The organism is Streptomyces sp. SLBN-31 (assembly GCF_006715395.1).
In the GTDB taxonomy this organism is placed as follows: domain Bacteria; phylum Actinomycetota; class Actinomycetes; order Streptomycetales; family Streptomycetaceae; genus Streptomyces.
Map to the genome: position 1 here is coordinate 2,494,532 of NZ_VFNC01000001.1, position 23,859 is coordinate 2,518,390.

A 23,859-nucleotide genomic window follows, 5' to 3' on the forward strand; every position below is an offset into this window, starting at 1 on the left:
GGACGATCACCTCCCGCGGTGAGAACTCCGTGCGGCGGCGGACGACCCGAGTACGTCGCGCACCGTGGCCAGGTACCGGTCGGCCATCGCCTCCCACGTGTAGTGCCGTGCCGCCATGTACGCCTGACGCCCCAGCGCACGGCGGAGGTCCGCGTCCGTGGCGAGCCGGCCGATCTCCTCGGCCATCCGGTCGACGTCGAAGCAGGGAACGCCGATGTTCCCCTTGCCCTCCATCCAGTCCAGGGAGGGCAGGTCGAAGTGGAGCACCGGCTTGCCGTGGACCATGCTCTCGAGTGCGACGAGCCCGAACGCCTCGGTGCGCGAGGGCATGACCATGAAGGCGCTCTCCCTGAGCAGTTGCTCTTTGCGTTCCGAGGCGACGAAGCCGAGTCGGCGGACGTTCGCACCCGTGTGGGCGAGCAGCGACTCGACCCTGCGTTCCTCGGCCGCGGTGCCGTGTCCGGCGATTATCAGCGGCAGGGCCGGGGCAGCCGCCGCGTACGCCGCCAGTAGCAGGTCGAGGCCCTTGAGCTTCACGTCGAGCCGGCCCAGGAACAGGATGCTCCCACCGCTGCCGAACTCGTCCTCCTCGACGTGCCGCTGGTCCACACCGTTCTCGACCAGGTGTACCGCCGCCTTCGGACTGTGGCGCCGGGCTTCCGCGGCGTCCGCCTGGTTGAGGACGACCAGGTCCCGGTAGCGGCGCAGAGCACAGTGTTCGATGGCGAAGGCGGGGATGTGGTACTTCCGCCAGGTGGCGTCGCTGCACCGGCACTGGTTGATCCCGATGACGGGCTTCCTGGCGAACAGGGGCAGCAGACCCGTCGTGAACGGGGGAGTGAAGTTCTCCAGCCACACGTCGTGCGGGATCCTTCGGGCGACGAGCGGAAGCACCGCCTGGAACAGCAGCTGGGCGGCCCGCGGACCGGCCTTGCAGACGGGCACGAAGCGGTACCGCAGCCCGTCACGCACCTGTGTTCCGCCGTGGGTGGCCGCGGTGACGACGGTGACGTCGAACTCCTGGGCCAGGCGGCGTGCCACGTGATCGATCACTACCGATCCGCCGCCCCGGTAGTCGGTGCTCTGGACGGTGTCGAAGGCTGAGACGACCACCTGCGCTCGCGCGCGCGGCACGGGCCCGTCGAGGGCGTCGGCGCTAGGCTGCTGCTCACGCGAGGTGTTCCCGCGCGCCACCATGAGCCGGAAGGCGGCGTCCGCGGCGAGGGCCGGCGTGGTGGCGCGCGCGTCGAGGCCGACCACGTCGGCCGAGGAGCGCGCCCAGCGGCGGTAGCGTTCCTGCCAGTGCCGTCCCGGGTCCCTCGCGTCCGCGGCGTCGCACGCCGGCTCCTCGCCGGCATGACTCTCGAGGAGTAGCGTCAGGTCGTACGCGCCGGCCAGGCGGCGGAAGAGCGCAGCCGTCCGGGAGCCTGCCGGGGGATCGAACTTGGCCAGGGAGTCGAGCGGTCCCCGGTCGGTGAGGATCACGCAGGGACGGCGCAGTGCCAGGCGGCGCACGGCGGCCCGCACCCGCGCGCCGGCCAGCCGCAGGGCGGTCTCGGACGCGTCGATGCGGGCATGGACGGCGTCGAACCAGGTTCCGCGCTGCGACGACGGGCCCGTAGGGCGTCCGGACCGGGGCCGGCCGGGGAAGCGGCGGCACATCACGCAGCCGTAGCAGTAGGTCCTCGTGACCGTGCAGCCCTCCTGCCGCAGCGTGGCCACGACCCGGCCCACCAGAGTGGTCTTGCCGGAATCGTCGGGACCGGACACCGCCACCAGCAGCCGGCCGGGTATCGGCGGGCGCGATGAGGAGCGTTGCGGGCTGGTCATGACGTCCCCGCCTTTCGGGTCTTGGTGACGTACAGCGGGATCCTGAGCGCGGCCTCTCGTACGGCGCCTTCGATGCGCCCCTCGCGCAGCAGACGGGGGGTGTGCTCCACCGCCACGTGAAGCGAGGTCCTGGCCGGCAGGGGCACGGGCAGGGCGACGAACTCACCCCGGTCGAGCCGTCCGACGGCTTCCATGGCGGTGGCCAGGGCCTGGCCGTGGGCGGTGCCCCAGCCTTCCCGGACCGACTCCCGGTGGGCCTCGGCCATTACGTCCGGCTGTAGCAGCGGCCTGATGGCAAGGAGCTCCGACAGCTCGAAGGACAGATTCTGAAAGAGCGCGTGGGCCAGCCAGATACGCAGCCGGTCGGCGGGGCGGGGTTCCAGCCAGGGCCGGTCGTCCGCGGCCAGCGCGCGGGCGAAAAGCCGGTCGTTGGCCATCACCGGGACGCCGAACCAGCCCACGGACGCGTGCAGGTGGGCGGCCGGTCCGCTGGGCGGCCAAAGGAGCACCTTGGTCGAACGCTCAAGCCAGTACCGCTCACGGCGCACGGACCAGCCGGACAGGGCCTCGGCCGCCGCTGCCCACCGGCCGTCGGGGACCACCAGATCGAAGTCGCCGCCCACGTGCTCGCCAGGCCCGTCCGCCTTGATCAGGACACTCGGAATCCCGGCGGCCAGCAGCCGCTCGGTCGCCTCGCGCAGACTGCTCAGGAAGGACGCGTCGCGCTCCTCCACCTCGACCACGGTCTCGGCCAGTTGCCGCGGATAGCACCGGGCGAGCAGGGCTTCCGTGTTGCTGTCCCGGGCGACCGCCAGCGCGCGGCGCAGCTCGTCCTCGTCCGCGACCCTGACGTCATGGCGCCACACGGCGTCGAGGAGGAGCCGAGCGCCGGCGGTATCCCCGCGGGGGCGTACGGCACCGGGGCGCGGGCCGTCCCCGCCGGGACCACGGTCGGCGCCCGCGCTCTCACGGTCCGCTCCCGCGGCCTGTGCCGATGTGCCCTGCCGGGGTGCCGAACCCTCCGACCGGCCGTGCGCGGTGGCCGTCGCCCGGTGACGAAGGAAGCGAACGGCCGCCATGATTGCGATGGCCGTCGCGGCGACCAGCCATGCCGCGGGAACCGGACGCAGTGCCACGAGCACGCAGGTGACGACGAGCGGCTCGACCAGCGGCAGCTGCGCGAACACGCCGAACCCCTGCCTGCGTACCAGCAGACGCACCAGCAGCAGCAGCGCCGCCACAGCGCCGCAGCAGCCGCCGATCGCCAGTCCGAGTACTCCTCCGGCCCGCCAGCCGATCACCAGGCCCGCGACGAACAGCAGCACTCCGACGGCCTGACGGGACTGGCAGGACTGGTCGTTGACGGCCTGGAAGAAAGTGGAGACGAGATTGATGCCGCCGATGGCGAACCCCGACACCGCGGTGAACATGACGAGCCTGCTCAACGTGCCGTAGTTCGCCGGGAAGATCACGTCGAGTACCCCCGGCGGTGTGGTGGCGTAGACGGCCGCGAGCGGGAAGGCGACGATGAGATACATCCGCATGGCGTTCGTGGCCAGCGGGGTTCCCATGCGGCGCCGGGACAGCGCGGGGAAGAAGGCCACGGAGACGGCGCTGGCCAGGAAGAGCGGCGCCCGGCCCATCATCACGCTCACCTGATAGCTCGCGGTGGCCGCCGCGCCGGCCGGAAGCAGCGTGACCAGGACCAGGTCGATGGTGGCCATCAGCGCCACCAGGCTCTGCACGGTGCCCATTTCGACCGCACGGCGCCACAGGTCGCGGTTGGCCCGTGCCTGGGCCCAGCGCCCGCGTCCGCGGGTCATCCGGTAGGGCCACCAGATCAGGAGGGGGAGCGCCGCGATCCCGAACGCGGCCAGGGCGCCGGTGGCACCGAGCCCCAGCACCGACACGAGGAACAGGCCGACGACGACCTTCAGGGCCGCCTCACCGGTGAGGACGCCTGCCAGGGTGCACATCCGTTCGGTGCCCTGGAGCCAGCCACCGCTGACCCGGGTGATGTAGATCAGCAAAGTCACGACGCCGAGCGCGGCGACAGTGGTCGCGTCGGCGAACCGTGAGGCCACCAGCGCGACCACACCGCCGGCCACCACGCCGCCGGTCACCGCGATCACGATGGAGAACCTGACGGCATCGGCGCGCTCGGTCTGCGTACGCGCGCGTGCCAGGGCCTGAGCCAGCACCCAGGGGATGGCGACGAGAGCGATGGTCGCCGCGCACAGCACCAGTCCCTGTCCCGCGGCGAAGGTCGCGAAGTCGTCCACGGCCAGCGACCGGGTCAGCAGCAGGGCGTAACCGTAGTTGAGGGCTCCGATGGTCAGCCACGCGGCGGTGACCCAGCGGGCTCCCTGCACGGCTGTGACATCGTCCGGCCGTGCGACCGTTCGGGGAGCGGAGACGCGTATGGAGGTCATGGCGTGGTGTGGTCGCTTTCGCTCTGGGTGCCGTCTGAGGTCCAGCCGGTTCCCACCAGGACGTCCCGGCGGCTGGCCAGGGTGAGTTCGCTGGGCCGTACGTTCAGGCGGCGAAGGGCTCTCGCGGCGCGGACCTCGTCGCAGCCGTGCAGGAGCACCCGGAAGGTGCCGTCGCCGCACCGGTTCCAGGCGTCGGTCAGCCGCAGGGCGTGGCGCAGGACCTGCTCCATCGCGTTACCGTCCGTCACCCGGAAGCTGCCGATGACGCAGAGATCGCTCGGCCGGCGGCGCGAGCGCCGGTGACGCCGGGTCCGCGCCATCTCCTCCAGGACCACTGCGGCAAGTCGCTCCGCGGTGCTCTCCCAGGAGAAGGTCGCGGCCCACGACCGGCACCGCTGAGCCGTCCGCTGCCGCACGTCCGCGTCGGTGAGCTCGGCCAGCGCGTCCGCGACTGCGCCGGCCAGGTCCGAGTCGGGTGGCAGAAGCCATCCGGTGCGACCGGGCTGGACCGCGTCGCGCAGACCCGGCACATCGAAGGCGACGGCGGGAGTGCCGACCGCGTTGGCCTCGATGACGGTGAGACCCCAGCCCTCGGCGACGGACGGGACGACGGTGAGCCATGCCCGGGAGAGCAACTCCCACTTGCGCTCGTCGCTCACCCGACCGTGGAACGCGACCGCGTCCGAGACGCCGAGCCGCTGCGCGAGGTGACGCAGACGGGGAAGTTCGCTGCCGTCTCCGGCGATGTCGAGCCGTATGCCGGGCATCTTGTGCATCAGCGCGGGCATGGCGTGGACCAGCAGGTCCAGTCGCTTCTGGGGTACGAGCCTGCTGACGACCGCGATGGCCGGCGTCCGGCTGCGCGCAACGCGGGGGGACCCGTCGGATGCGCTGAACGCACCGTCGAGCGAGCTGCCGTTGGGCACGATGTAGACCGGGTTGCGGAAGCCGAGTTCACGCCGGATCCCCTCCAGGGTGGACGGAGAGACCACGACGACCGGCCGCCCGTGGTAGACGCGACGGCTGACCTGCTTCTCCAGGAGCCTGCCGGCGACGTTCAGCGGCCGGGGCAGAAGCATGTCGAACTGGCTCTGGTGGACGTGGTGCACGACGCACAGGTCGGCGGTCCAGCGCGGCGTGAACAACGGCGAGAAGAAGGGGATGCCGTTCTGGCAGTCGATGACGGCGTCGTAGGCGTGCCGGTGGCGCAGCAGATGGCGGGCGGCCGCCGCGTAGACGCCGTAGGTGCCGCCGCCGCGCAGAATCCGTATGCCGTCGGACACCGAGCGGGGTGCGGATCCGGGGTGGCGGGCGGTGAACACCGTGACGTGGGCGCCGGCCTCGCTGAAACGGCGGGCGGTCTCCCAGCAGAACGCCTCGGCGCCGCCGGCCTGCGGGTGGGAGGGATCGCGCCAGTTGAGGAAGAGTATGTCGGCTCGGTCGAGTTCGTTCAGTGCAGTCATGGCGGTCACCGCGCTATCGAGATCCGGATCAGGTCGGCCATGGAGCGCAACCCGTCGCGGCGGGCCGAGAACGTCGATCCCGGGACGTCGCACCAGGCGACCGGCACTTCTGTGACTCGGTGTCCGTGGCGCGCGAAGCGGGCGAGGATCTCCACGTCGAAGGCGAACCCGTCGACCTGGCAGCCATCGACGACCTCGCGGATGAGGGGGCCGTCGAAGAACTTGAAGCCGCACTGCGTGTCGGCGATGTCGGGGAGGGACATACGGGCCAGTCGCCGGAAGACCCAGCCGCCGCAGCGGCGCAGCGCGGACTGCTCGATCTCGTAGGACGCGCCCGGAGCGCGGCGGGAGGCTATGACCGCCGCGTGACCCTCCGCGAGCAGCGCCATCACGGGGTCGAGCGTCTCGATGGGGGTGGCGCAGTCGGCGTCGGCGAATCCCACGTAGCGGGCCGATGAGGTGGAGATGCCCCGGCGTACGGCGGCTCCCTTGCCGCGGTCGCTGCAGCCGATGGCGTACACCGGGACGGGCGCGTGGGCGAAACGCTCCACGACGTCGTGCGTTCCGTCGGCGCTGTCGTTGTCCACGACCACGATCGCGGAGGCCCAGGACCGTTCGGAGAGGTGGTCGACCGTGGCCTCGATGGTGGAGGGCAGACGGCGTTCCTCGTTGAATGCCGGGAAGATCAGCTCCAGGTCCACCGGGGGGCGGATGAGTGCGGAAGTCATCGCGCGGCGCCGCCTTCCGGGGTGTGCCGCCGTTTTGCGGCGGCGGTTCCAGATTGCCCTGCCGGCCAGTCGGTTGCGCGACGCAGGGTGTGGGGAGCGGGAGTGGTCGGGTTTCGACTCGAAGGTGCATACACGTCGAAATCCGTCTCTATGAGAAGAATACGTTGTATACGTACACACTCAGCTGAACCCGCCACTAAGTCAAGGTGGGCCGCGTCCAAGTTCGGTTGACTCGGCCGAGCGGGGAGGGGAGGGTGTACGTATATGTCGTAAATTTACGCATGGCCCGACTCTTCCCGGTGGTGGTCGTGATGCGAAAGGGGACTCCCGTCCCAGGCCGGCGACCGCACGGCACGGCACCCGTCACAACCCTGCCCCAGCAGTGTGTGCGCGTAGTGCGAGCCGACGAGTCCGGCTCCCTCGGTGCCTGCCCGGAGAGCGACCCGCCGCGGTCCGGCTGCCGGAGGCATGTTCGCTGGTGGGAGCCGCTGCTGCCGCGGCACTGCCGAGGACGCTCCGATCACGAGCGGCTCCCGTCATGAATGCGCCCATCGAGGACTACGCCCTGCTCAGCGACCTGGAGACCGCCGCCATGGTCGGCAAGGACGGGTCGATCGACTGGCTGTGCCTGCCCCGCTTCGACTCGCCGGCGTGTTTCGCCGCGCTCGTGGGCACGCGGGACAACGGCTTCTGGCGGGTGGCTCCCGTCGCCGGACGCCGTTGCACCCGCCGGGCGTACCGGGGGGACACGCTGATCCTGGAGTCGGAGTGGAACAGTGCGGCCGGCGCCGTGCGGGTCATCGACTTCATGCCGCCGCGCACGCACTCACCATGCGTGATCCGCGTCGTGGAGGGTCTCCGGGGTTCGGTGACCATGCGCAGTGACCTGCGCGTGCGGTTCCACCAGGGCCGCGTCCTGCCGTGGGTCCGGGCCGTCGAATCGGGCACCTTCGCGGTCGCCGGACCGGACGCCGTCTGGCTGCACGCGGACGGGCCGGTGAACATGCCCGGCGACGAGCGCGACACGGTGCACGACTTCGTCGTCCCAGCGGGCCGGAGGCTGGCCCTGACGCTGGTCTGGTCGCCGTCGCACCTGACCGAGCCGCCGCCGCAGCTGTCCGTCCCGGCGGAGACCGCACTGAAGGAGACCAGTGACTTCTGGCGGCGCTGGAGCGCCCGGTGCCGCTACGAGGGGCCGTGGCGGGACGCGGTGGTGCGTTCCCTGATCACCCTCAAGGCGCTCACCTACGCGCCCACGGGCGGCGTCATCGCCGCACCCACCACCTCGCTCCCCGGCCGCGTGGGCGGGGAGCGCAACTGGGACTACCGCTACTGCTGGCTGCGTGACTCCACCCTGACCCTGTCGTGCCTGCTGCGCAGCGGTTACCGGGAGGAATCCACGGCCTGGCTGGACTGGCTGGTGCGGGCGATCGCCGGTGACCCCGACCATCTGCAGACGGTGTACGGCGTCGAGGGCCAACGGCTCCTGACGGAGACCGAGGCGCCGTGGCTGACCGGCTATGAGGATTCCCGGCCGGTCCGCTTCGGGAACTCGGCGACGAGCCACTTCCAGTTGGACGTGTACGGCGAGGTCATGGACACGCTCTGGCTCTCGCTCCGGGCCGGAATCCCCATGCCGGCGCACCTGTGGGACCTGGTCGAGGTGCTCATGGGCCACCTCGAACGGCACTGGCGGCGGCCGGACCAGGGGCTGTGGCAGGTGCGGGGGCCGCAGAGGCAATTCGTGCACTCCAAGGTCATGGTCTGGGTGGCCGCCGACCGGGCTCTGCGCATGGGGGCGCTGCTCGGCAGAAACGGATCCTCGGGTATGTGGCGGGCCATGCGTGACGAGGTTCGCCGCGATGTCTGCCGCAAGGGATGGGACGCGCGGCAGCGGTCCTTCGTGCAGTCCTACGGTTCGTCGGCCCTCGACGCCTCCGCACTGCTCATCCCCCGCCTCGGCTTCCTGCCCGCCACGGACGAACGGGTGCGCGGCACTGTACGCGCCATGCGGCAACTGACCCACGGGGGATTCCTACGGCGGTACGACTCCGGCGGCGCCGCGCACGGGCCGGACGGTATCCGCGGCTCCGAGGGCGCCTTCGTGTCGTGTTCCCTGTGGTACGCCCAATGCCTCGCCGCGACCGGGCATCCGCAGCAGGCCCGCGCCGCCTTCGAACGTCTTCTCGCCGTCCGCAACGACGTCGGTCTGCTCGCCGAGCAGTGGGATCCGGACGCGGGACGTCAACTCGGCAACGCGCCGACGGCGTTCAGCCACGCAGCTGTGGTGGAGACGGCGTTCGCCCTGTCGCCGACGCCCTCCACCGCGAGGCCTCGCGGCCCGGCGACATAGGACCGGCGCAGTGGGGCCGGCCCCGCAGGGTCTGACAGGGCGCCTCCCCGCGACTGTGCAGACCAGCAGCCCGGCGGCGAGTACCGGCCACGAACGGCGCGCCTGATTGGTTCAGCCCTTCTTCTCGGGTCGCCGAGGGTAACTCGTGTAGCCGTGGGGGTTGAGCTGCTGGAACCGCCAGGCGTCCCGGCATATGTCGTCGAGGTTCCGTGTGGCACGCCAGCCCCAGGCGTGCGCCGCGCGGCTCGCGTCGGCGATGAGTTCGGCCACGTCACCCGGGCGGCGTGGTGCGGCCTCGTACGGGACGGGGTAGCCGCACGCCCCGGAGAAGGCGGCGACGACCTCAAGGACCGAACTGCCCCTGCCCGTGCCCACGTTGAACAAATGCATGCCGGGCGCGTCGGCGAGGTGGTCGAGTGCGACGCGGTGTGCCTCGACGGTGTCCATGACATGGGTGTAGTCGCGCACCGTCGTCCCGTCGCGTGTGGGGTAGTCGGTGCCGAAAACGCGAAGCCGTTCCCGGCGGCCGATCGCCACCTGGGCCAGGGACGGGATCAGGCTCTCGGGCACGGCGCGCGGATCCTCGCCGAGCAGGCCGCTGGGATGGGCGCCTGCCGGGTTGCAGTAGCGCAGGCACAGCACCGTGTACTCGGGGCGGCGGCGGCAGACGTCGGCGAGGAGCTGCTCGCAGGCCGACTTGGACGCCGCGTACGGGCTCGTGGGCCGGACGGGAGTAGCCTCGTCGAGCGGTCCGGGGCCGGCGTCGCCGTAGACAGCGGAGGTGGAGGAGAAGATCAGTCGGTGGACCCCGTGCTCGTGCATGGTCTGCAGCAGCGCGGTCGTGCCGCCGACGTTGGTGTCGTAGTACTCGACGGGCGTCATCAGTGACCGGCTCGCGGACTTGGCGGCGGCCAGGTGCACCACCGCGTCCACGGAGTGCCGGGCGAAGACCGACGACAGAGCGGGGCGGTCGCGGATGTCCAGTTCGTAGACGGCGCCGGCGAAGCGGCCGGCGATCCGCTCCACCCGCGAGAAGACCTGCGGCGTGCTGTTCGAGTAGTCGTCGACGACGATCAACTCGTAACCGTGATCCAGCAGGTTGACGCACGTGTGACTGCCGATGAAGCCCGCCCCACCGGTGACCAGGACTGTTGACGGTGCACTCATGGGCGCTCGACCCCTCAGCGTACATTTACGGCGTATGCTTACGACAGTCCTCCTGCTGTCGCCTCACGTCAAGCACGATTGGTCCCGGCACCCCGGTACCGGAGCCTGCCGTCAGGGCCTCACCAGCAACTGGAAGTCGAAGGCGTACCGCGACGCCCGGTAGATGTGCGTTCCGTACTCCACCGGGCGCCCCGTGTCGTCGTACGCCGTGCGCTGCATGGTCAGCACGGCCGCCCCCTCCGGTTCGTCGAGGCGGGAGGCCTCGTCGGCCGTGGCGGAGCGGGCGCCGATGGTCTGGCGGGCACTGTGCAGGGTGATGCCGGCGGTGCGCATCATGCGGTACAGGCCCGTCGCCTCCAGGCGTTCGGAGTCGAGGTCGAGGAGTGTGGCCGGCAGGTAGTTGCACAGCAGGGCCACCGGCTGGCCGTGGGTGAGGCGCAGCCGCTCCAGGACGATCACCTCGCTGCCCTCGGCGATGCCGAGCGCGGCCGCCACCTCCGGTGCGGCGGGCCGGCGCTCGTTGCTCACCACCTGGGTGGTGGGACCCTGGCCGGCCGCCTCCAGGTCGTCGTAGAGGCTGGAGAGTTCCAGCGGACGCTTGACCTGGCTGTGCACGACCTGGGTGCCCACGCCCCGGCGGCGCACCAGCAGGCCCTTGTCGACCAGGGACTGGATGGCCTGGCGGACCGTGGGTCTGGACAGGCCCAGACGGGTCGAGAGGTCGATCTCGTTGCCCAGGAGGTTCCCCGGGGCGAGGGCCCCGTGCTCGATGGCCGCCTCCAGCTGCTGGGCGAGCTGGTAGTACAGCGGCACCGGACTGCCCCGGTCCAGGGCGAAGTCCAGGGAGTCGAGCGCGGGGGCGTTCGCGGCACGGGTCGCGCCACGGGCCTTCGCCATGGACGTACCTCCCTCCGATAGGAGTTGACGCTCTGTCAGGAGTGGCTGGGGAAACCGAGGTTGATGCCCGCGTCGGCCGGGTCGGGCCAGCGCGTGGTGATCACCTTGCCCTGGGTGTAGAAGGCGATGCCGTCGTTTCCGTAGATGTGCAGGTCGCCGAAGAGGGAGTCCTTCCAGCCACCGAAGGAGTGGTAGCCGACGGGCACGGGGATCGGCACGTTCACGCCGACCATGCCCGCCTTGACCTCCAGCTGGAAGCGGCGGGCGGCGCCGCCGTCCCGGGTGAAGATCGCGGTGCCGTTGCCCCAGCGGGAGTCGTTGATCAGCTTGATCGCCTCGTCGTAGGACTCCGCGCGGACCACCGCAAGGACGGGCCCGAAGATCTCGTCCCGGTAGGCGTCCGCCGTCAGCGGCACCCTGTCGAGGAGGGAGACGCCGAGGAAGAAGCCGTCCTCGTGGCCCTCGACCGTGTACCCGGTGCCGTCCACCACGACCTCGGCGCCCTGCTCGGCGGCTGAGGACACGTACGAGGCCACCTTGTCCCGGTGCTCGCGGGTGATCAGCGGGCCCATGTCGGAACTCGGGTCGTCGCCGGGGCCGATCCTCAGGTTCTTCGCGCGCTCGGCGATCCTGGCGACCAGTTCGTCGCCCGTGTCGCCGACGGCGACCACGACCGAGACCGCCATGCACCGCTCGCCCGCGGAGCCGTAGGCCGCGTTGATCGCCTGGTCGGCCGCGAAGTCCAGGTCGGCGTCCGGCAGGACCAGCATGTGGTTCTTGGCGCCGCCCAGGGCCTGCACGCGCTTGCCGTGCTCGACCGCCTTGAGCTGGATGTACTTCGCGATCGGAGTCGAGCCGACGAAGGACACGGCCTCGACGTCCGGGTGCTCCAACAGGCGGTCCACAGCCACCTTGTCGCCCTGCACGACGTTCAGCACACCGTCCGGCAGGCCCGCCTCGGCGGCCAGCTCGGCCAGCCGGAAGGAGGCCGAGGGGTCCTTCTCGCTCGGCTTGAGCACGAAGGTGTTCCCGCACGCGATGGCCAGGGGGAACATCCACATCGGCACCATGGCCGGGAAGTTGAACGGCGTGATGCCCGCGACGACCCCGAGCGGCTGCCGGATGGAGGCGACGTCGACGCGGGTGGAGACCTGCGTCGACAACTCGCCCTTCAGCTGCACGCTGATCCCGCAGGCCAGCTCGACGATCTCCATGCCGCGCGCGACCTCGCCGAGGGCGTCGGAGTGCACCTTGCCGTGCTCGGCGGTGATCAGCGCGGCGATCTCGTCGCGGTGGGCGTCCAGCAGCTCGCGGTACTTGAACAGGACCGCCGTGCGCTTGGCCAGCGAGGAGCTGCCCCAGGTCTCGAAGGCGGCCTTGGCTGCGGCCACGGCGGCGTCCACCTCGTCGACGGTGGCGAACCCGACCTGCTTCTCCTGCTTGCCGGTCGCCGGGTTGTACACGGCGCCGTGGCGGCCGGAGGCGGACTCGACGGGCTTGCCGCCGATCCAGTGGGTGATGGTCTTCATGGTGCGGGGGCCTTTCAGCAACGGGGGGTTCAGAGGTGGTGGCGGCGGTCGGCGACCTGGCGGTCGTACTCCTCGCGGGCCCGTACGGCGGCCTCGCGGGTGGCGGTCTCGGCGACCGGGACGTCCCACCAGGCCTCGGCCGGGGGAGCGGCCGGGCCGGCGGTGTCGGTCTCGACGTAGACGCAGGTCGGGCGGTCGGAGGCGCGGGCCGCGGCGAGCGCCTCGCGCAGTTCGCGGACCGTCTTGGCGCGCAGGACGTCCATGCCGAGGCTGCCCGCGTTGGCGGCCAGGTCGACGGGGAGCGGGGCGCCGGTGAAGGTGCCGTCGGCGGCCCGGTAGCGGTACGCCGTGCCGAAGCGCTCGCCGCCGACCGTCTCGGACAGGCCGCCGATGGATGCGTAGCCGTGGTTCTGGATGAGGACGAGGTTGACCGGCAGGCCCTCCTGGACGGCGGTGACGATCTCGGTCGGCATCATCAGGTAGGTGCCGTCGCCGACCAGGGACCAGACCGGGGTGCCGGGCGCGGCCTGCTGGACGCCGATGCCGGCCGGGATCTCATAGCCCATGCAGGAGTAGCCGTACTCCAGGTGGTACTGGCGGGGACTGCGGGCCCGCCAGAGCTTGTGCAGGTCGCCGGGGAGCGAACCGGCCGCGTTGATCACCACGTCGTCGTCGCCGACGACCGCGTCCAGCGCGCCGAGGACCTGGGTCTGGGTGGGGACGGCGTTCTCGTCGGCGGCCGTGTAAGCGGCGTCGACGACCCGCTCCCAGCGTTCCTTGCCTTCACGGTACGCCGACTCGTGAACCGGGTTCACACGGTGATCCGCCAGCGCCTCGGTCAACGCCGTGAGCCCGGCGCGCGCGTCGCACACCAGCGTCCGCGCCGACAGCTTGTGAGCGTCGAAGGCCGTGATGTTGAGGTTGACGAAGCGCACGGCCGGGTTCCGGAACAGCGTGCCGGAAGCGGTCGTGAAGTCCGTGTAGCGGGTGCCGACGCCGATCACCAGGTCGGCCGTGCGCGCGATGTCGTCGCTGACCGCCGTGCCGGTGTGGCCGATGCCGCCGAGGTCGGCAGGGTGGTCGTGGCGCAGCGAGCCCTTGCCCGCCTGGGTCGAGGCGACCGGGATGCCCGTGGCCTCCACCAGAGCCTTCAGCGCGTCCTCGGCCTCGCTGTGGTGGACGCCGCCGCCCGCGACGATCAGCGGGCGCTCGGCGGCCCGGATCGCCGCCACCGCCTCGGCCAGCTCGTAGGGGTCGGGCGCGGGGCGCCGTACGTGCCACACGCGCTCGGCGAAGAACTCCTCCGGCCAGTCGTGCGCCTCGGCCTGGACGTCCTGGGGGAGGGCGAGGGTGACCGCGCCGGTCTCGGCCGGGTCGGCGAGCACCCGCATGGCGTTCAGGGCCGACGGGATCAGGGCCTCGGGACGCGTGATCCGGTCGAAGTACCGCGACACCGGGCGCAGGGTGTCGTTGACGGACACGTCAGCCTCGATGGGGTGCTCCAGCTGCTGCAGCAGCGGGTCCGGGGCGTGCGAGGCGAAGTAGTCGCCGGGCAGCAGCAGCACCGGCAGCCGGTTGATGGTGGCCAGGGCGGCGCCGGTGACCAGGTTGGTGGCGCCGGGTCCGATGGACGTCGTCACCGCCTGCGCGGAGAGACGGTTGAGCTGGCGGGCGTGTCCGACGGCCGCGTGCACCATGGACTGCTCGTTGCGGCCCTGGTGGAACGGCATGACGTCGTCGCCCGCCTCCAGCAGGGCCTGGCCGATGCCGGCGACGTTGCCGTGGCCGAAGATGCCCCAGGTGCCCGCGATCAGCCGGTGGCGCACGCCGTCGCGCTCGGTGTACTGCGCGGACAGGAAGCGCACCAGGGCCTGGGCGACGGTCAGACGGAGGGTGGGGGTGCTCATCAGGACTTCTCCGGGGCCGTGTAGAGGGGGAGGCGGGCGTCGACCGGTTGGTCGGGCCAACGGTCGCGGACCCAGGCGTGATCGGGGTGGTCGCAGATCAGCCAGGCCCGCTCGGGCTCGGGTCCCGCCATGACGTTGAGGTAGTACATGTGGTGTCCGGGCACGGCCATGGAGGGCCCGTGCCAGCCGTCGGGGATCAACACGACGTCCCCGTCCCGTACTTCGGCCAGGACATCGGTGTTGCGGCCGTGGCCCGAGGGCGACACGCGCTGGTAGCCGAGGCCCGGGATGCCGTCGTGGGCGGCGAACTCGAAGTAGTAGATCTCCTCCAGGACGGACTCCTCGCCGGGGCGATGCTCGTCGTGCTTGTGCGGCGGGAAGGACGACCAGTTGCCGCCCGGGGTGATGACCTCGACGGCGATGAGCTTGTCGCACTCGAAGACGCTTGCCGCACCGAAGTTGTTGACCTGGCGACTGCTGTTGCCGGTCCCGCGCAGCTCCACCGGCACCCCGGAGGCCGGCCCGTAGCGGGCGGGCAGCCGGCGGGTGCAGCGCGCCCCGGTGAGCGCGAACCGCCCGCCGCCGGCCGAGGACACCGTCGTACGGGCGTCGCGCGGGGCGTAGGCGAAGTCGCTGACCGCGTCGAACACGCTCGCGCGGCCGGTGAGTTCGAAGGTGTCGTGGCCGAAGTCGTCGGCGACGGCCACCGTGCAGGCGCCGCTGAGCGGCAGCACGATCCACTCGCTGTCGCCGGTGTCGAAGGTGTGCGTGCCGCCCGGAGGCAGCTCCAGTACGCGCAGGCTCGAGTGGCCCCAGCCGGCCTTCTCGGGCGTGACGTCGACGGCGTACGGGCCGCCGAGGGCCTTGCCCGCGGGCAGGTGGTACGTCATCGGGCACTCCTCCCTGTCACAGCACTCCTCCGTCTCACCGCGCACATCCCTGTCACCGCAGCGCTCCTCCGTGTCACAGCAGCCCCACGGCCGTGTCCACCGCGGTCTCCACGCCGCCCTCGGCCGGATAGAGCAGCGAGCGGCCCACGACCATGCCGGTCACGGTGGGCAGCCGCAGGGCCTTGCGCCAGCGCTCGTAGGCGCCTTCCTGGTCGTCTCCGACCTCGCCGCCCAGCAGGACGGCCGGCAGCGTGGAGGTCTCCAGGACCTCGCCCATGGCGTCGGGGTCGTCGGTGACCGGCAGCTTCAGCCAGGTGTAGGCGGAGGTGCCGCCCAGGCCCGCGGCGATCGCGATCGACCTGGTGACCGCCTCGGCGGACAGGTCGTTGCGCACCCGGCCGTCGGTCCGACGGGACATGAACGGCTCGACGAAGACGGGTAGCCGGTGCTCGGCGCACTCGTCGATGGCGCGGGCCGTGGCCTCGAGGGTGTTCAGCGAGCCCGGATCGTCATAGGCGATACGGGTGAGCGTCTTGCCCGCGTCGAAGCGGAAGCGGGCGATGTCCCGGGCGCGGTAGCCGGTGAAGCGGTCGTCCAGCTCGAAGGAGGCGCCCGCCAGGCCGCCGCGGTTCATCGAGCACATGACGACCTTGTTCTCCAGCGCCCCGAGCAGCAGCAGGTCCTCCAGGACGTCCGCGGTGCCGAGCACCCCGTCCACGCCCGGCCGGGACAGCGCGACGCACAGCCGCTCCAGCAGGTCGGCGCGGTTGGCCATGGCGAGCCCGCGGCCGCCGACGCCGAGCGCGCCGCGCGCCGGGTGGTCGGCGGCCACGATCATCAGACGGCCGCCGTCGCCGAGGAGCGGGCGGCGCGCACGCCGGGCCGCGGCCTCGGCGACGGCCTCGGGCCGCTGGGCGCGGACCGAGACGAGGTCGGGGATGCTGAGGGGCGACAAAGGGGCTCCGTTCAGGACGTGGCGGTGGAAGCGGCGCGGGTCAGGAGGTCTTCGACCTCGGCCTCGGTGGGCATCGCCGAGGAACAGGCGAGACGCGAGGCGACGAGCGCCCCGGCCGCGTTGGCGTACCGCATGATTTCGGCCAATTCCCGGTCGGCCAGCAGACCGTGCACCAGCGCGCCGCCGAAGGCGTCGCCCGCGCCGAGGCCGTTGACCACCTCGACCGGCACCGGCGGGACCTGAGCGGTGGTGCCGTCGCGGTGCACGGCGAGTACGCCCTTGGGGCCCTGCTTGACGATCGCGAGCTCGACGCCCGCCGCGAGCAGTGCTTCGGCGCAGGCCCGGGGCTCGCGGACGCCGGTGGCGATCTCGCACTCGTCGAGGTTGCCGACCGCGACCGTCGCGTGCCGCAGGGCCTCCGCGTAGTACGGGCGGCCCTCCTCGGGGTCCCGCCAGAACATGGGGCGCCAGTCGAGGTCGAAGACCGTGGTGCCGGCCCGGTCGCGGGCCTTGAGGGCGGCCAGCGTCGCCGAACGGCTGGGCTCCTGGCTCAGGCCGGTGCCGGTGATCCAGAAGACCCGGGTCGCCCGGATGGCGAAGTAGTCCAGGCCCTCGGAGTGTATCTCCAGGTCAGGGGCCTTAGGCTGCCGGTAGAAGTACAGAGGGAAGTCGTCCGGAGGGAAGATCTCGCAGAACGTCACCGGTGTCGGGTATGCGGCGACGGGTGTGACCCAGCGGTCGTCGACGCCGAACTCCTTGAGCGCCTGGTGCAGGTAGGCGCCGAAGGGGTCGTCCCCGGTGCGGGTGATCACCGCGGTGCTCCGGCCGAGCCGGGCCGCCGCGACGGCCACGTTCGCGGCGGAGCCGCCCAGGAACTTGCCGAAGGTCTCCACCTGGGCCAGGGAGACGCCGGACTGGAGAGGGTAGAGGTCGACGCCGATGCGGCCCATGGTGATCAAGTCGAAGGGCGGGGCTGACTCGGCCATGCGTGATGCTCCTCGGGCTGGGGTGCGGGTCCCAGTGGGGCTGCCGCCTCCCAGGTGTAGGCCTCCACCGGTGGCCCTGTCAATACTTTGTACTTACATTCGGACCTGATCGTGAAATGATGTCTTAACAAAGTATTGACAGCGGGCGCGGGCAGGGGTTTGATCCCGTCCCAGCGCAACAGGCCGCGTTTGCCGTGAACGACCCGGACATGCCAAGATCCCGGGCCCTGGATCATCGATGATCCCTTTCTCCCTTTCCCCCGCAAAAGCACAGTGAGGTGCCAGGAAAGATGGACCGTTCTTCTCACCCCCGCTCCCGCAGACTCTTCCCCGTTGTCGCGGTGGCTGCGGCGGCCGCCCTGACCCTCGCCGGCTGCTCCAGCAGTTCCGGGGGCAAGAAGTCCGAGGAAGGCGGCGCCAACGCGTCGGCCGGCAAGGCCACCACCCCCCGGATGACCGTCGCGCTGGTGACGCACCAGTCGCCCGGCGACACCTTCTGGGACATCGTCCGCAAGGGCGCCGAGGCCGCCGCCGCCAAGGACAACATCAAGCTCGTGTACTCCGCCGACCCGAACGCGGGCAACCAGTCCAACCTGGTGCAGAACGCGATCGACCAGAAGGTCGACGGCATCGCCGTGACCCTAGCCAAGCCCGACGCCCTCAAGACCGTCATCGGCAAGGCGAAGTCGGCCAACATACCCGTCGTGGGCCTCAACTCCGGTCTGAGCGACTGGAAGAAGCTCGGCCTGATGGAGTTCTTCGGCCAGGACGAGACGGTGGCCGGCGAGGCCTTCGGCAAGAAGCTGAACGACCTCGGCGCCAAGCACACCGTCTGCGTCATCCAGGAGCAGGGCAACATCGGCCTGACCCAGCGCTGCGACGGCGTGAAGAAGACCTTCTCCGGCAAGACCGACGTCCTCTACGTCAACGGCACGGACATGCCGTCGGTGAAGTCGACGATCACCGCCAAGCTCAAGCAGGACTCCTCCATCGACTACGTCGCGACCCTCGGCGCCCCCTTCGCGCTGACCGCGGTCCAGTCGGTCTCGGACGCCGGCAGCAAGGCGAAGATCGCCACCTTCGACCTCAACAAGGACCTGACGACGGCCATCAGCAAGGGCACGATCCAGTTCGCGGTGGACCAGCAGCCGTACCTGCAGGGCTACTTGGCGGTCGACTCGCTGTGGCTGTACAAGAACAACGGCAACTACAGCGGCGGCGGTGAGCAGCCCGTGCTGACCGGCCCGGCCTTCGTCGACAAGACCAACGTCGAGCAGATCGCCAAGTACGCCGCCAACGGAACCCGGTGATGAGCATGACCCAGCACGCCGAGCCGGCGGTGGAGACACCGCCGGCCCCCGGCCCCCAGCAGACGGACGGACGCACCGCCGAACGGCCCCTGGCGCTCAGGCTGTTGGCCCGCCCGGAGGTCGGCGTCTTCCTCGGCGCCGCCGCGGTGTACGTGTTCTTCCTGATCGCCGCCCCGCCGGTGCGCGACGGCAGCTCGATGGCCACGATCCTGTACCAGTCGTCCACCATCGGCATCATGACGCTGCCCGTCGCGCTGCTGATGATCGGCGGCGAGTTCGACCTGTCCTCCGGTGTCGCGGTCATCACCTCCGCGCTGACCGCGAGCATGCTCGCCTACCAGCTCTCCATGAACGTGTGGGTCGGTGTCGTCGCCGCGCTCGTGGTGTCCCTGGCGGTCGGCTTCTTCAACGGCTGGATGGTCGTCAGGACCGGCCTGCCGAGCTTCCTGGTCACGCTGGGCACGTTCCTGATCCTGCAGGGCGCCAACCTCGCCGTCACCAAGCTGGTCACCACCAACGTCGCCACCGACGACATCAGCAACATGGACGGGTTCGACCAGGCCCGCAAGATCTTCGCGTCGTCGTTCGACATCGGTGGCGTGCAGGTGAAGATCACCGTGTTCTACTGGCTGGTCTTCGCCGCCCTGGCGACGTGGGTGCTGCTGCGCACCAAGTACGGCAACTGGATCTTCGCGGTCGGCGGGAACAAGGACTCGGCGCGGGCGGTCGGCGTGCCCGTGACGTTCACCAAGATCTCCCTGTTCATGCTGGTCGGGCTGGGTGCCTGGTTCGTGGGCATGCACCAGCTGTTCACCTTCAACACCGTGCAGTCCGGTGAGGGCGTGGGCCAGGAGCTGATCTACATCGCGGCGGCCGTGATCGGCGGCTGTCTGCTGACCGGCGGCTACGGCTCGGCGATCGGCCCGGTCTTCGGCGCGTTCATGTTCGGCATGGTCAACCAGGGCATCGTCTTCGCCGGCTGGAACCCGGACTGGTTCAAGGCCTTCCTGGGCGTGATGCTCCTCGGCGCCGTCCTGATCAATCTGTGGGTCCGCCAGTCGGCGACCAGGAGGTGACCCGATGACGAAGAACGAATCGAGCACGCACGGAGCCGTCCTCCCGGACGCCCCGGTCCAGGACGAGGACGGTCCGATCGTCGAACTGCGCGGCGCGGGCAAGTCCTACGGCAACATCCGTGCCCTGCACGGCGTGTCCCTGTCCGTGCACCCCGGCAAGGTGACCTGCGTGCTGGGCGACAACGGCGCCGGCAAGTCCACCCTGATCAAAATCATCTCCGGACTGCACCAGCACACCGAGGGCGACTTCCTCGTCGACGGCCGCCCGGTCCGCTTCTCCACCCCCCGCGAGGCACTCGACAAGGGCATCGCCACCGTCTACCAGGACCTCGCCGTCGTCCCCCTGATGCCGGTGTGGCGCAACTTCTTCCTCGGCTCCGAGATCACCAAGGGCCCCTGGCCCCTGCGCCGCCTCGACATCGAGACGATGAAGAAGACCGCGGATACCGAACTGCGCAACATGGGCATCGTCCTGGACGACCTCGAACAGCCCATCGGCACCCTCTCCGGCGGCCAGCGCCAGTGCGTCGCCATCGCCCGCGCCGTGTACTTCGGCGCCCGCGTCCTCATCCTGGACGAGCCGACGGCCGCCCTGGGCGTCAAGCAGTCCGGCGTGGTCCTCAAGTACATCGCCGCCGCCCGGGACAAGGGCCTGGGGGTCATCTTCATCACCCACAACCCCCACCACGCCTACATGGTCGGGGACCACTTCAGCGTCCTGCGCCTGGGCACCATGGAACTCAACGCCTCCCGCGACGAGGTCAGCCTGGACGAGCTGACCAACCACATGGCCGGAGGCGCCGAACTCGCCGCCCTCAAGCACGAACTCGCCCAGGTCCGCGGCGTCGACGTCGAAGAACTCCCCGAGGCAGCCGACCTCACCGCCCCCGTCGGGACTTCGGAAGGGGCCTCCTGACATGGCCGGCGCCCTCGACCGCATCCGCGTCGGCTCGGCCCCCGACTCGTGGGGCGTCTGGTTCCCGGACGACCCGCGGCAGGTGCCCTGGGAACGCTTCCTGGACGAGGTCGCCGAGGCCGGTTACGCGTGGATCGAGCTGGGTCCGTACGGCTATCTGCCGACCGACCCGGCCCGGCTCACCGAGGAGACCGGCAGGCGTGGCCTGAAGGTGTCCGCGGGCACGGTCTTCACCGGCCTGCACCGCGGCCCGTCCGTCTGGGAGTCCACCTGGGAGCACGTCAGCCAGGTGGCCGCGCTCACCCAGGCGATGGGCGCCCGGCACCTGGTCGTCATCCCGTCGTTCTGGCGGGACGACAAGACCGCCGAGATGCTGGAGCCGCCGGAGCTCACCGGCGAGCAGTGGGCCTACCTGACCAAGGGCATGGAACGGCTCGGCCACGAGGTCAAGGAGACGTACGGCCTCGACCTCGTGGTGCACCCGCACGCGGACACGCACATCGACACCGAGGACCACGTCGAGCGCTTCCTCGACTCCACCGACACCGAACTGGTCAACCTCTGCCTGGACACCGGGCACTACGCCTACTGCGGCGGCGACAGCGTCAAGCTGATCGAGACCTACGGCGAGCGGATCGGCTACCTGCACCTCAAGCAGGTCGATCCGGAGGTCCTGGTCGGTGTCCGGGCTGCGGGCACCCCGTTCGGGCCCGCCGTCGCGCAGGGTGTCATGTGCGAACCGCCGTCCGGGGTACCGGAGTTGGGCCCCGTCCTGGAGGCCGCACAGCGGCTCGGCGTGGAGCTGTTCGCGATCGTCGAGCAGGACATGTACCCCTGCGAGCCGGACCGGCCGCTGCCCATCGCGGTGCGCACCCGCGCGTTCCTGAGGTCCTGCGGCGCCTGACTCCCTGGAGGGGACGACCATGGCTCAGCCCGCAACGCTGCAAGTCGCCGTCGTCGGCACCGGGAAGATGGGCGCCGACCACGTCCGCCGTATCCAGCAGGTCGTCAGCGGCGCCAGAGTCACCGCCGTCGTGGACGTCGACGCCGAACGCGCCAAGGCCGTCGCCGCCCGCGTCGAGGGATGCACCGCCTACACCGACCCGGCGGCCGCGATGGCGGCGGCCGACGTCGACGCCGTCCTGATCGCCTCCCCGGGGCCCGCTCACGAGGCGGCCCTGCTGGCGGCGTTCGAGCACGACCTGCCCGTGCTGTGCGAGAAGCCGCTCACCCCGGACGCGGCGTCCGCGCTGCGGGTCATGGAGGCCGAGCTGCGCCTCGGCCGGCGCCGGGTCCAGGTCGGCTTCATGCGGCGCTACGACGCCGAGTACATGAAGCTCAAGTCCCTGCTGGGGACCGGCCAGTTGGGCAGGCCCCTGATGCTCCACAACCGGCACCGCAACGTCGCCTCGCCGCCCGGCTGGCGCAGCGAGATGCTGATCAACGACTCCGTCGTGCACGAGATGGACGTCACCCGCTGGCTGCTGGGCCACGAGATCACTGCCGTGACCGTGCTGCGCCCGACGCCGTCCGCGAACGCGCCCGACCAGATGCAGGACCCGCAGTTCGTGGTCTTCGAGACCGACGGCGGCGCGATCGTCGACGTCGAGATCTTCGTCAACTGCGGCTTCGGCTACCAGGTCCAGGCCGAGGTGGTCTGCGAACGCGGCACCGCCCGCATCGGCGACGGCCACGCCATGGTCACCAACATGGCCGGCCGCTGGGGCGGCACCATCCCCCAGGACTTCGTGGAACGCTTCGCCGACGCCTACGACCGCGAGGTCCAGGCGTGGGTCGACGCCACCCGACGCGGCGAGGTCACCGGCCCCGGCGTATGGGACGGCTACGCGGTGGCCGCGGTGTGCGAGGCGGGAGTCCGGGCCCTTGAGGAGGGCGGCCGGGTGGAGGTCGAACTGGTGGAACGGCCGGCCCTCTACGACGTCAGCTGAGCGTCCGCGAGAACACCACCCGCGGCTGCCCCGGCCCGTTGTACTCCTCCTCCACGCGCACGTCGAAGCCCAGGCTGCGGTGGAAGGCGACCGAACCCTCGTTGCCGACGGTCGTGATCGCCTTCAGCCGCACCGCCCCCTGCCGACCGGCGGCCTCGGTGAAGGCGCCGTACAGCGCGCGTCCCAGACCGGCGCCGCGGGCGTCGTCGCGCGTCGCGACCAGGTGCACGTAGCCGGTGCCGTCCGGGGTGACGAAGCCGATGAGATAGCCGAGGACGCCGTCCTCGGACCGGGCGACCAGACAGGTCTCGCCGAACTCGTGCACCAGCGGCAGGAGATGGAGCGCCCGCAGGTCGCGGTCGCCCCAGTACCGGGCGTGGTCGGCGAGGACCTGCCGGATGTCCGCCACCCGCGCGGGGACGATCCGGAAGGCCATGTCAGCTCCCGACGGTGCTGCGCGGCCGGGGTGCGAAGCCCGCCGCCCGGTAGCACTCGTCGACCAGCCTCATCGTTGCCACCGCGTCGTCCGCGTCCAGCGGCACGGGCGTGCCCTCCCGCACCCGCGCCGCGAACGCCTCCAACTGGTAGGCGTACGACGACCGGGTGCCGAGGCGCTCCGTCCGCTCACCCTCCGCCGTGCGCACCACGACGCGGTCGTCGAGGTGGGGCAGGACGAAGTTCGGGGCGCTCGCCTCGCCCTTGGTACCGATGATCCGGCAGCTCATCTCCAGCCCGTCGTACGCCATGTGGCAGCGCGCGGAACCCGTGGCGCCGCCGGGGAAGGCGAGTCCGGCGTCCAGCCACTCGTCGACGCCGGGCGCACCCGCCCGTTCCCCGCCCTGGGCGGACGCGAGGCGCGGGGCGCCGCCCGCCCAGGGCGCCAGCATCCGCAGGGCGTGCAGGCCGTAGCAGCCCAGGTCCATCATGGCGCCGCCGGCCAGCGGCAGCGACCAGCGCGGGTCGCCGTCGTCCGGCGCCGGGATCGCCACCAGCGTCTCCACCCGCCGCAGGTCGCCCAGTTCGCCGCTCTCCAGGAGCTCGTGCAGACGCCGGGTGACCGGGTGGAACAGGTAGTGGAAGCCCTCCATGAAGACCGTGCCGGCCTTGGCCGCCGCCTCCCGGACCTCGGCGGCCTCCTCGGCGTTGCTCGCCGACGGCTTCTCCGTCAGGACGTGCTTGCCCGCGGCGAGGGCGGCGAGGTTCCACGGGCCGTGCAGACCGTTGGCGAGGGGGTTGTAGACCGCCTCGACCTCGGGGTCGGCTAGCAGGTCGGCATAGGAGCCGACGACGCGCTCCACGCCGTGCTCGGCGGCGAAGGCCTCGGCGCGGGCCCGGTCACGGGCGGCCACGGCGACGAGCCGGTGACCGGCGGCGCGCGCCGGGTCGACGAGGGCGCGTTCGGTGATCCGCGCGGCGCCCAGCACTCCGATGCGCAGGGGCTCCCGGACCGGTTCGCTCATGATCTTTCCGT

General features: G+C 71.1%; 19 protein-coding genes. 6 read left to right on the top strand and 13 right to left on the bottom strand.

Annotation, left to right across the window (positions count from 1 at the left end):
- Window positions 1–6: 6 nt before the first annotated feature.
- Genes FBY22_RS11445 through FBY22_RS11460 form a run of 4 tightly spaced genes read right to left on the bottom strand, consistent with a single transcriptional unit; the run spans window position 7 to window position 6,453 of the window.
- Complete coding sequence (locus FBY22_RS11445; RefSeq protein WP_142144703.1) at window positions 7–1,830, bottom strand: glycosyltransferase; 1,824 nt, start codon at window positions 1,828–1,830, stop codon at window positions 7–9.
- Window positions 1,827–4,262 carry a lipopolysaccharide biosynthesis protein gene (locus FBY22_RS11450; protein ID WP_142144705.1) on the bottom strand — a complete coding sequence of 812 codons (2,436 nt, stop codon included), beginning with the start codon at window positions 4,260–4,262 and terminating at the stop codon, window positions 1,827–1,829. The genes FBY22_RS11445 and FBY22_RS11450 overlap by 4 nt, the downstream gene beginning before the upstream one ends.
- Window positions 4,259–5,725, bottom strand: a complete 1,467-nt coding sequence (locus FBY22_RS11455) for a glycosyltransferase family 4 protein (protein ID WP_142144706.1) — start codon at window positions 5,723–5,725, stop codon at window positions 4,259–4,261. Before FBY22_RS11455 ends, FBY22_RS11450 begins: the two co-directional genes overlap by 4 nt.
- A gap of 5 nt (window positions 5,726–5,730) precedes the next feature.
- The gene (locus tag FBY22_RS11460; protein WP_142144708.1) at window positions 5,731–6,453 is read right to left on the bottom strand and encodes a glycosyltransferase; all 723 of its coding nucleotides are present in this window, start codon (window positions 6,451–6,453) and stop codon (window positions 5,731–5,733) included.
- A gap of 538 nt (window positions 6,454–6,991) precedes the next feature.
- Between FBY22_RS11460 and FBY22_RS11465 the strand changes: the two genes are divergently transcribed.
- Window positions 6,992–8,806, top strand: coding sequence for a glycoside hydrolase family 15 protein (locus tag FBY22_RS11465; RefSeq protein ID WP_142144710.1), 1,815 nt, complete (start codon window positions 6,992–6,994; stop codon window positions 8,804–8,806).
- Window positions 8,807–8,917: 111 nt separating this feature from the next.
- Here FBY22_RS11465 and galE read toward each other — a convergent pair whose 3' ends face one another.
- The 7 genes from galE to iolC all read right to left on the bottom strand — a co-directional run bounded on the left by galE (window position 8,918) and on the right by iolC (window position 17,137).
- Window positions 8,918–9,973 carry a UDP-glucose 4-epimerase GalE gene (gene galE, locus FBY22_RS11470; RefSeq protein WP_142144712.1) on the bottom strand — a complete coding sequence of 352 codons (1,056 nt, stop codon included), beginning with the start codon at window positions 9,971–9,973 and terminating at the stop codon, window positions 8,918–8,920.
- Window positions 9,974–10,084: 111 nt separating this feature from the next.
- Window positions 10,085–10,870: a GntR family transcriptional regulator gene (locus FBY22_RS11475; protein WP_142144714.1), complete on the bottom strand. Its 786-nt coding sequence runs from the start codon at window positions 10,868–10,870 to the stop codon at window positions 10,085–10,087.
- Between the two features lie 35 nt (window positions 10,871–10,905).
- Window positions 10,906–12,399 (bottom strand): CoA-acylating methylmalonate-semialdehyde dehydrogenase, encoded by a 1,494-nt coding sequence (locus FBY22_RS11480; RefSeq protein WP_142144716.1) that lies wholly within the window; start codon window positions 12,397–12,399, stop codon window positions 10,906–10,908.
- Between the two features lie 29 nt (window positions 12,400–12,428).
- Window positions 12,429–14,306, bottom strand: coding sequence for a 3D-(3,5/4)-trihydroxycyclohexane-1,2-dione acylhydrolase (decyclizing) (gene iolD, locus FBY22_RS11485; protein WP_142144718.1), 1,878 nt, complete (start codon window positions 14,304–14,306; stop codon window positions 12,429–12,431).
- The gene (gene iolB / locus FBY22_RS11490; protein WP_142144720.1) at window positions 14,306–15,196 is read right to left on the bottom strand and encodes a 5-deoxy-glucuronate isomerase; all 891 of its coding nucleotides are present in this window, start codon (window positions 15,194–15,196) and stop codon (window positions 14,306–14,308) included. Before iolB ends, iolD begins: the two co-directional genes overlap by 1 nt.
- Window positions 15,197–15,269: 73 nt before the next feature.
- On the bottom strand, window positions 15,270–16,151 hold the full coding sequence (locus tag FBY22_RS11495; protein WP_142144722.1) for a deoxyribose-phosphate aldolase: 882 nt from the start codon (window positions 16,149–16,151) through the stop codon (window positions 15,270–15,272).
- A gap of 11 nt (window positions 16,152–16,162) precedes the next feature.
- Window positions 16,163–17,137 (bottom strand): 5-dehydro-2-deoxygluconokinase, encoded by a 975-nt coding sequence (gene iolC / locus FBY22_RS11500; protein WP_142144724.1) that lies wholly within the window; start codon window positions 17,135–17,137, stop codon window positions 16,163–16,165.
- Window positions 17,138–17,427: 290 nt separating this feature from the next.
- Between iolC and FBY22_RS11505 the strand changes: the two genes are divergently transcribed.
- The 5 genes from FBY22_RS11505 to FBY22_RS11525 are packed head-to-tail and all read left to right on the top strand — an operon-like array spanning window position 17,428 to window position 22,388.
- Window positions 17,428–18,447 (top strand): sugar ABC transporter substrate-binding protein, encoded by a 1,020-nt coding sequence (locus tag FBY22_RS11505; RefSeq protein ID WP_142144726.1) that lies wholly within the window; start codon window positions 17,428–17,430, stop codon window positions 18,445–18,447.
- Window positions 18,447–19,523 carry an ABC transporter permease gene (locus FBY22_RS11510; RefSeq protein WP_142144728.1) on the top strand — a complete coding sequence of 359 codons (1,077 nt, stop codon included), beginning with the start codon at window positions 18,447–18,449 and terminating at the stop codon, window positions 19,521–19,523. Before FBY22_RS11505 ends, FBY22_RS11510 begins: the two co-directional genes overlap by 1 nt.
- A gap of 4 nt (window positions 19,524–19,527) precedes the next feature.
- Window positions 19,528–20,439 (top strand): ATP-binding cassette domain-containing protein, encoded by a 912-nt coding sequence (locus FBY22_RS11515; protein WP_142144730.1) that lies wholly within the window; start codon window positions 19,528–19,530, stop codon window positions 20,437–20,439.
- 1 nt (window position 20,440) lies between these two features.
- Window positions 20,441–21,343 (top strand): sugar phosphate isomerase/epimerase, encoded by a 903-nt coding sequence (locus tag FBY22_RS11520; protein ID WP_142144732.1) that lies wholly within the window; start codon window positions 20,441–20,443, stop codon window positions 21,341–21,343.
- A gap of 19 nt (window positions 21,344–21,362) precedes the next feature.
- Window positions 21,363–22,388 (top strand): Gfo/Idh/MocA family protein, encoded by a 1,026-nt coding sequence (locus FBY22_RS11525; RefSeq protein ID WP_142144734.1) that lies wholly within the window; start codon window positions 21,363–21,365, stop codon window positions 22,386–22,388.
- On the opposite strand, the gene FBY22_RS11530 is transcribed toward FBY22_RS11525, so the two are convergent.
- Entirely contained in the window at window positions 22,381–22,824 is a 444-nt protein-coding gene (locus FBY22_RS11530; RefSeq protein WP_142144736.1) for a GNAT family N-acetyltransferase, read from the bottom strand. The two genes, FBY22_RS11525 and FBY22_RS11530, sit on opposite strands and share 8 nt — an antisense overlap.
- Before the next feature lies 1 nt (window position 22,825).
- A complete protein-coding gene (locus FBY22_RS11535) occupies window positions 22,826–23,848 on the bottom strand; it encodes a Gfo/Idh/MocA family protein (RefSeq protein ID WP_142144738.1) in 1,023 nt (340 codons plus the stop codon).
- Between the last annotated feature and the right edge of the window lie 11 nt (window positions 23,849–23,859).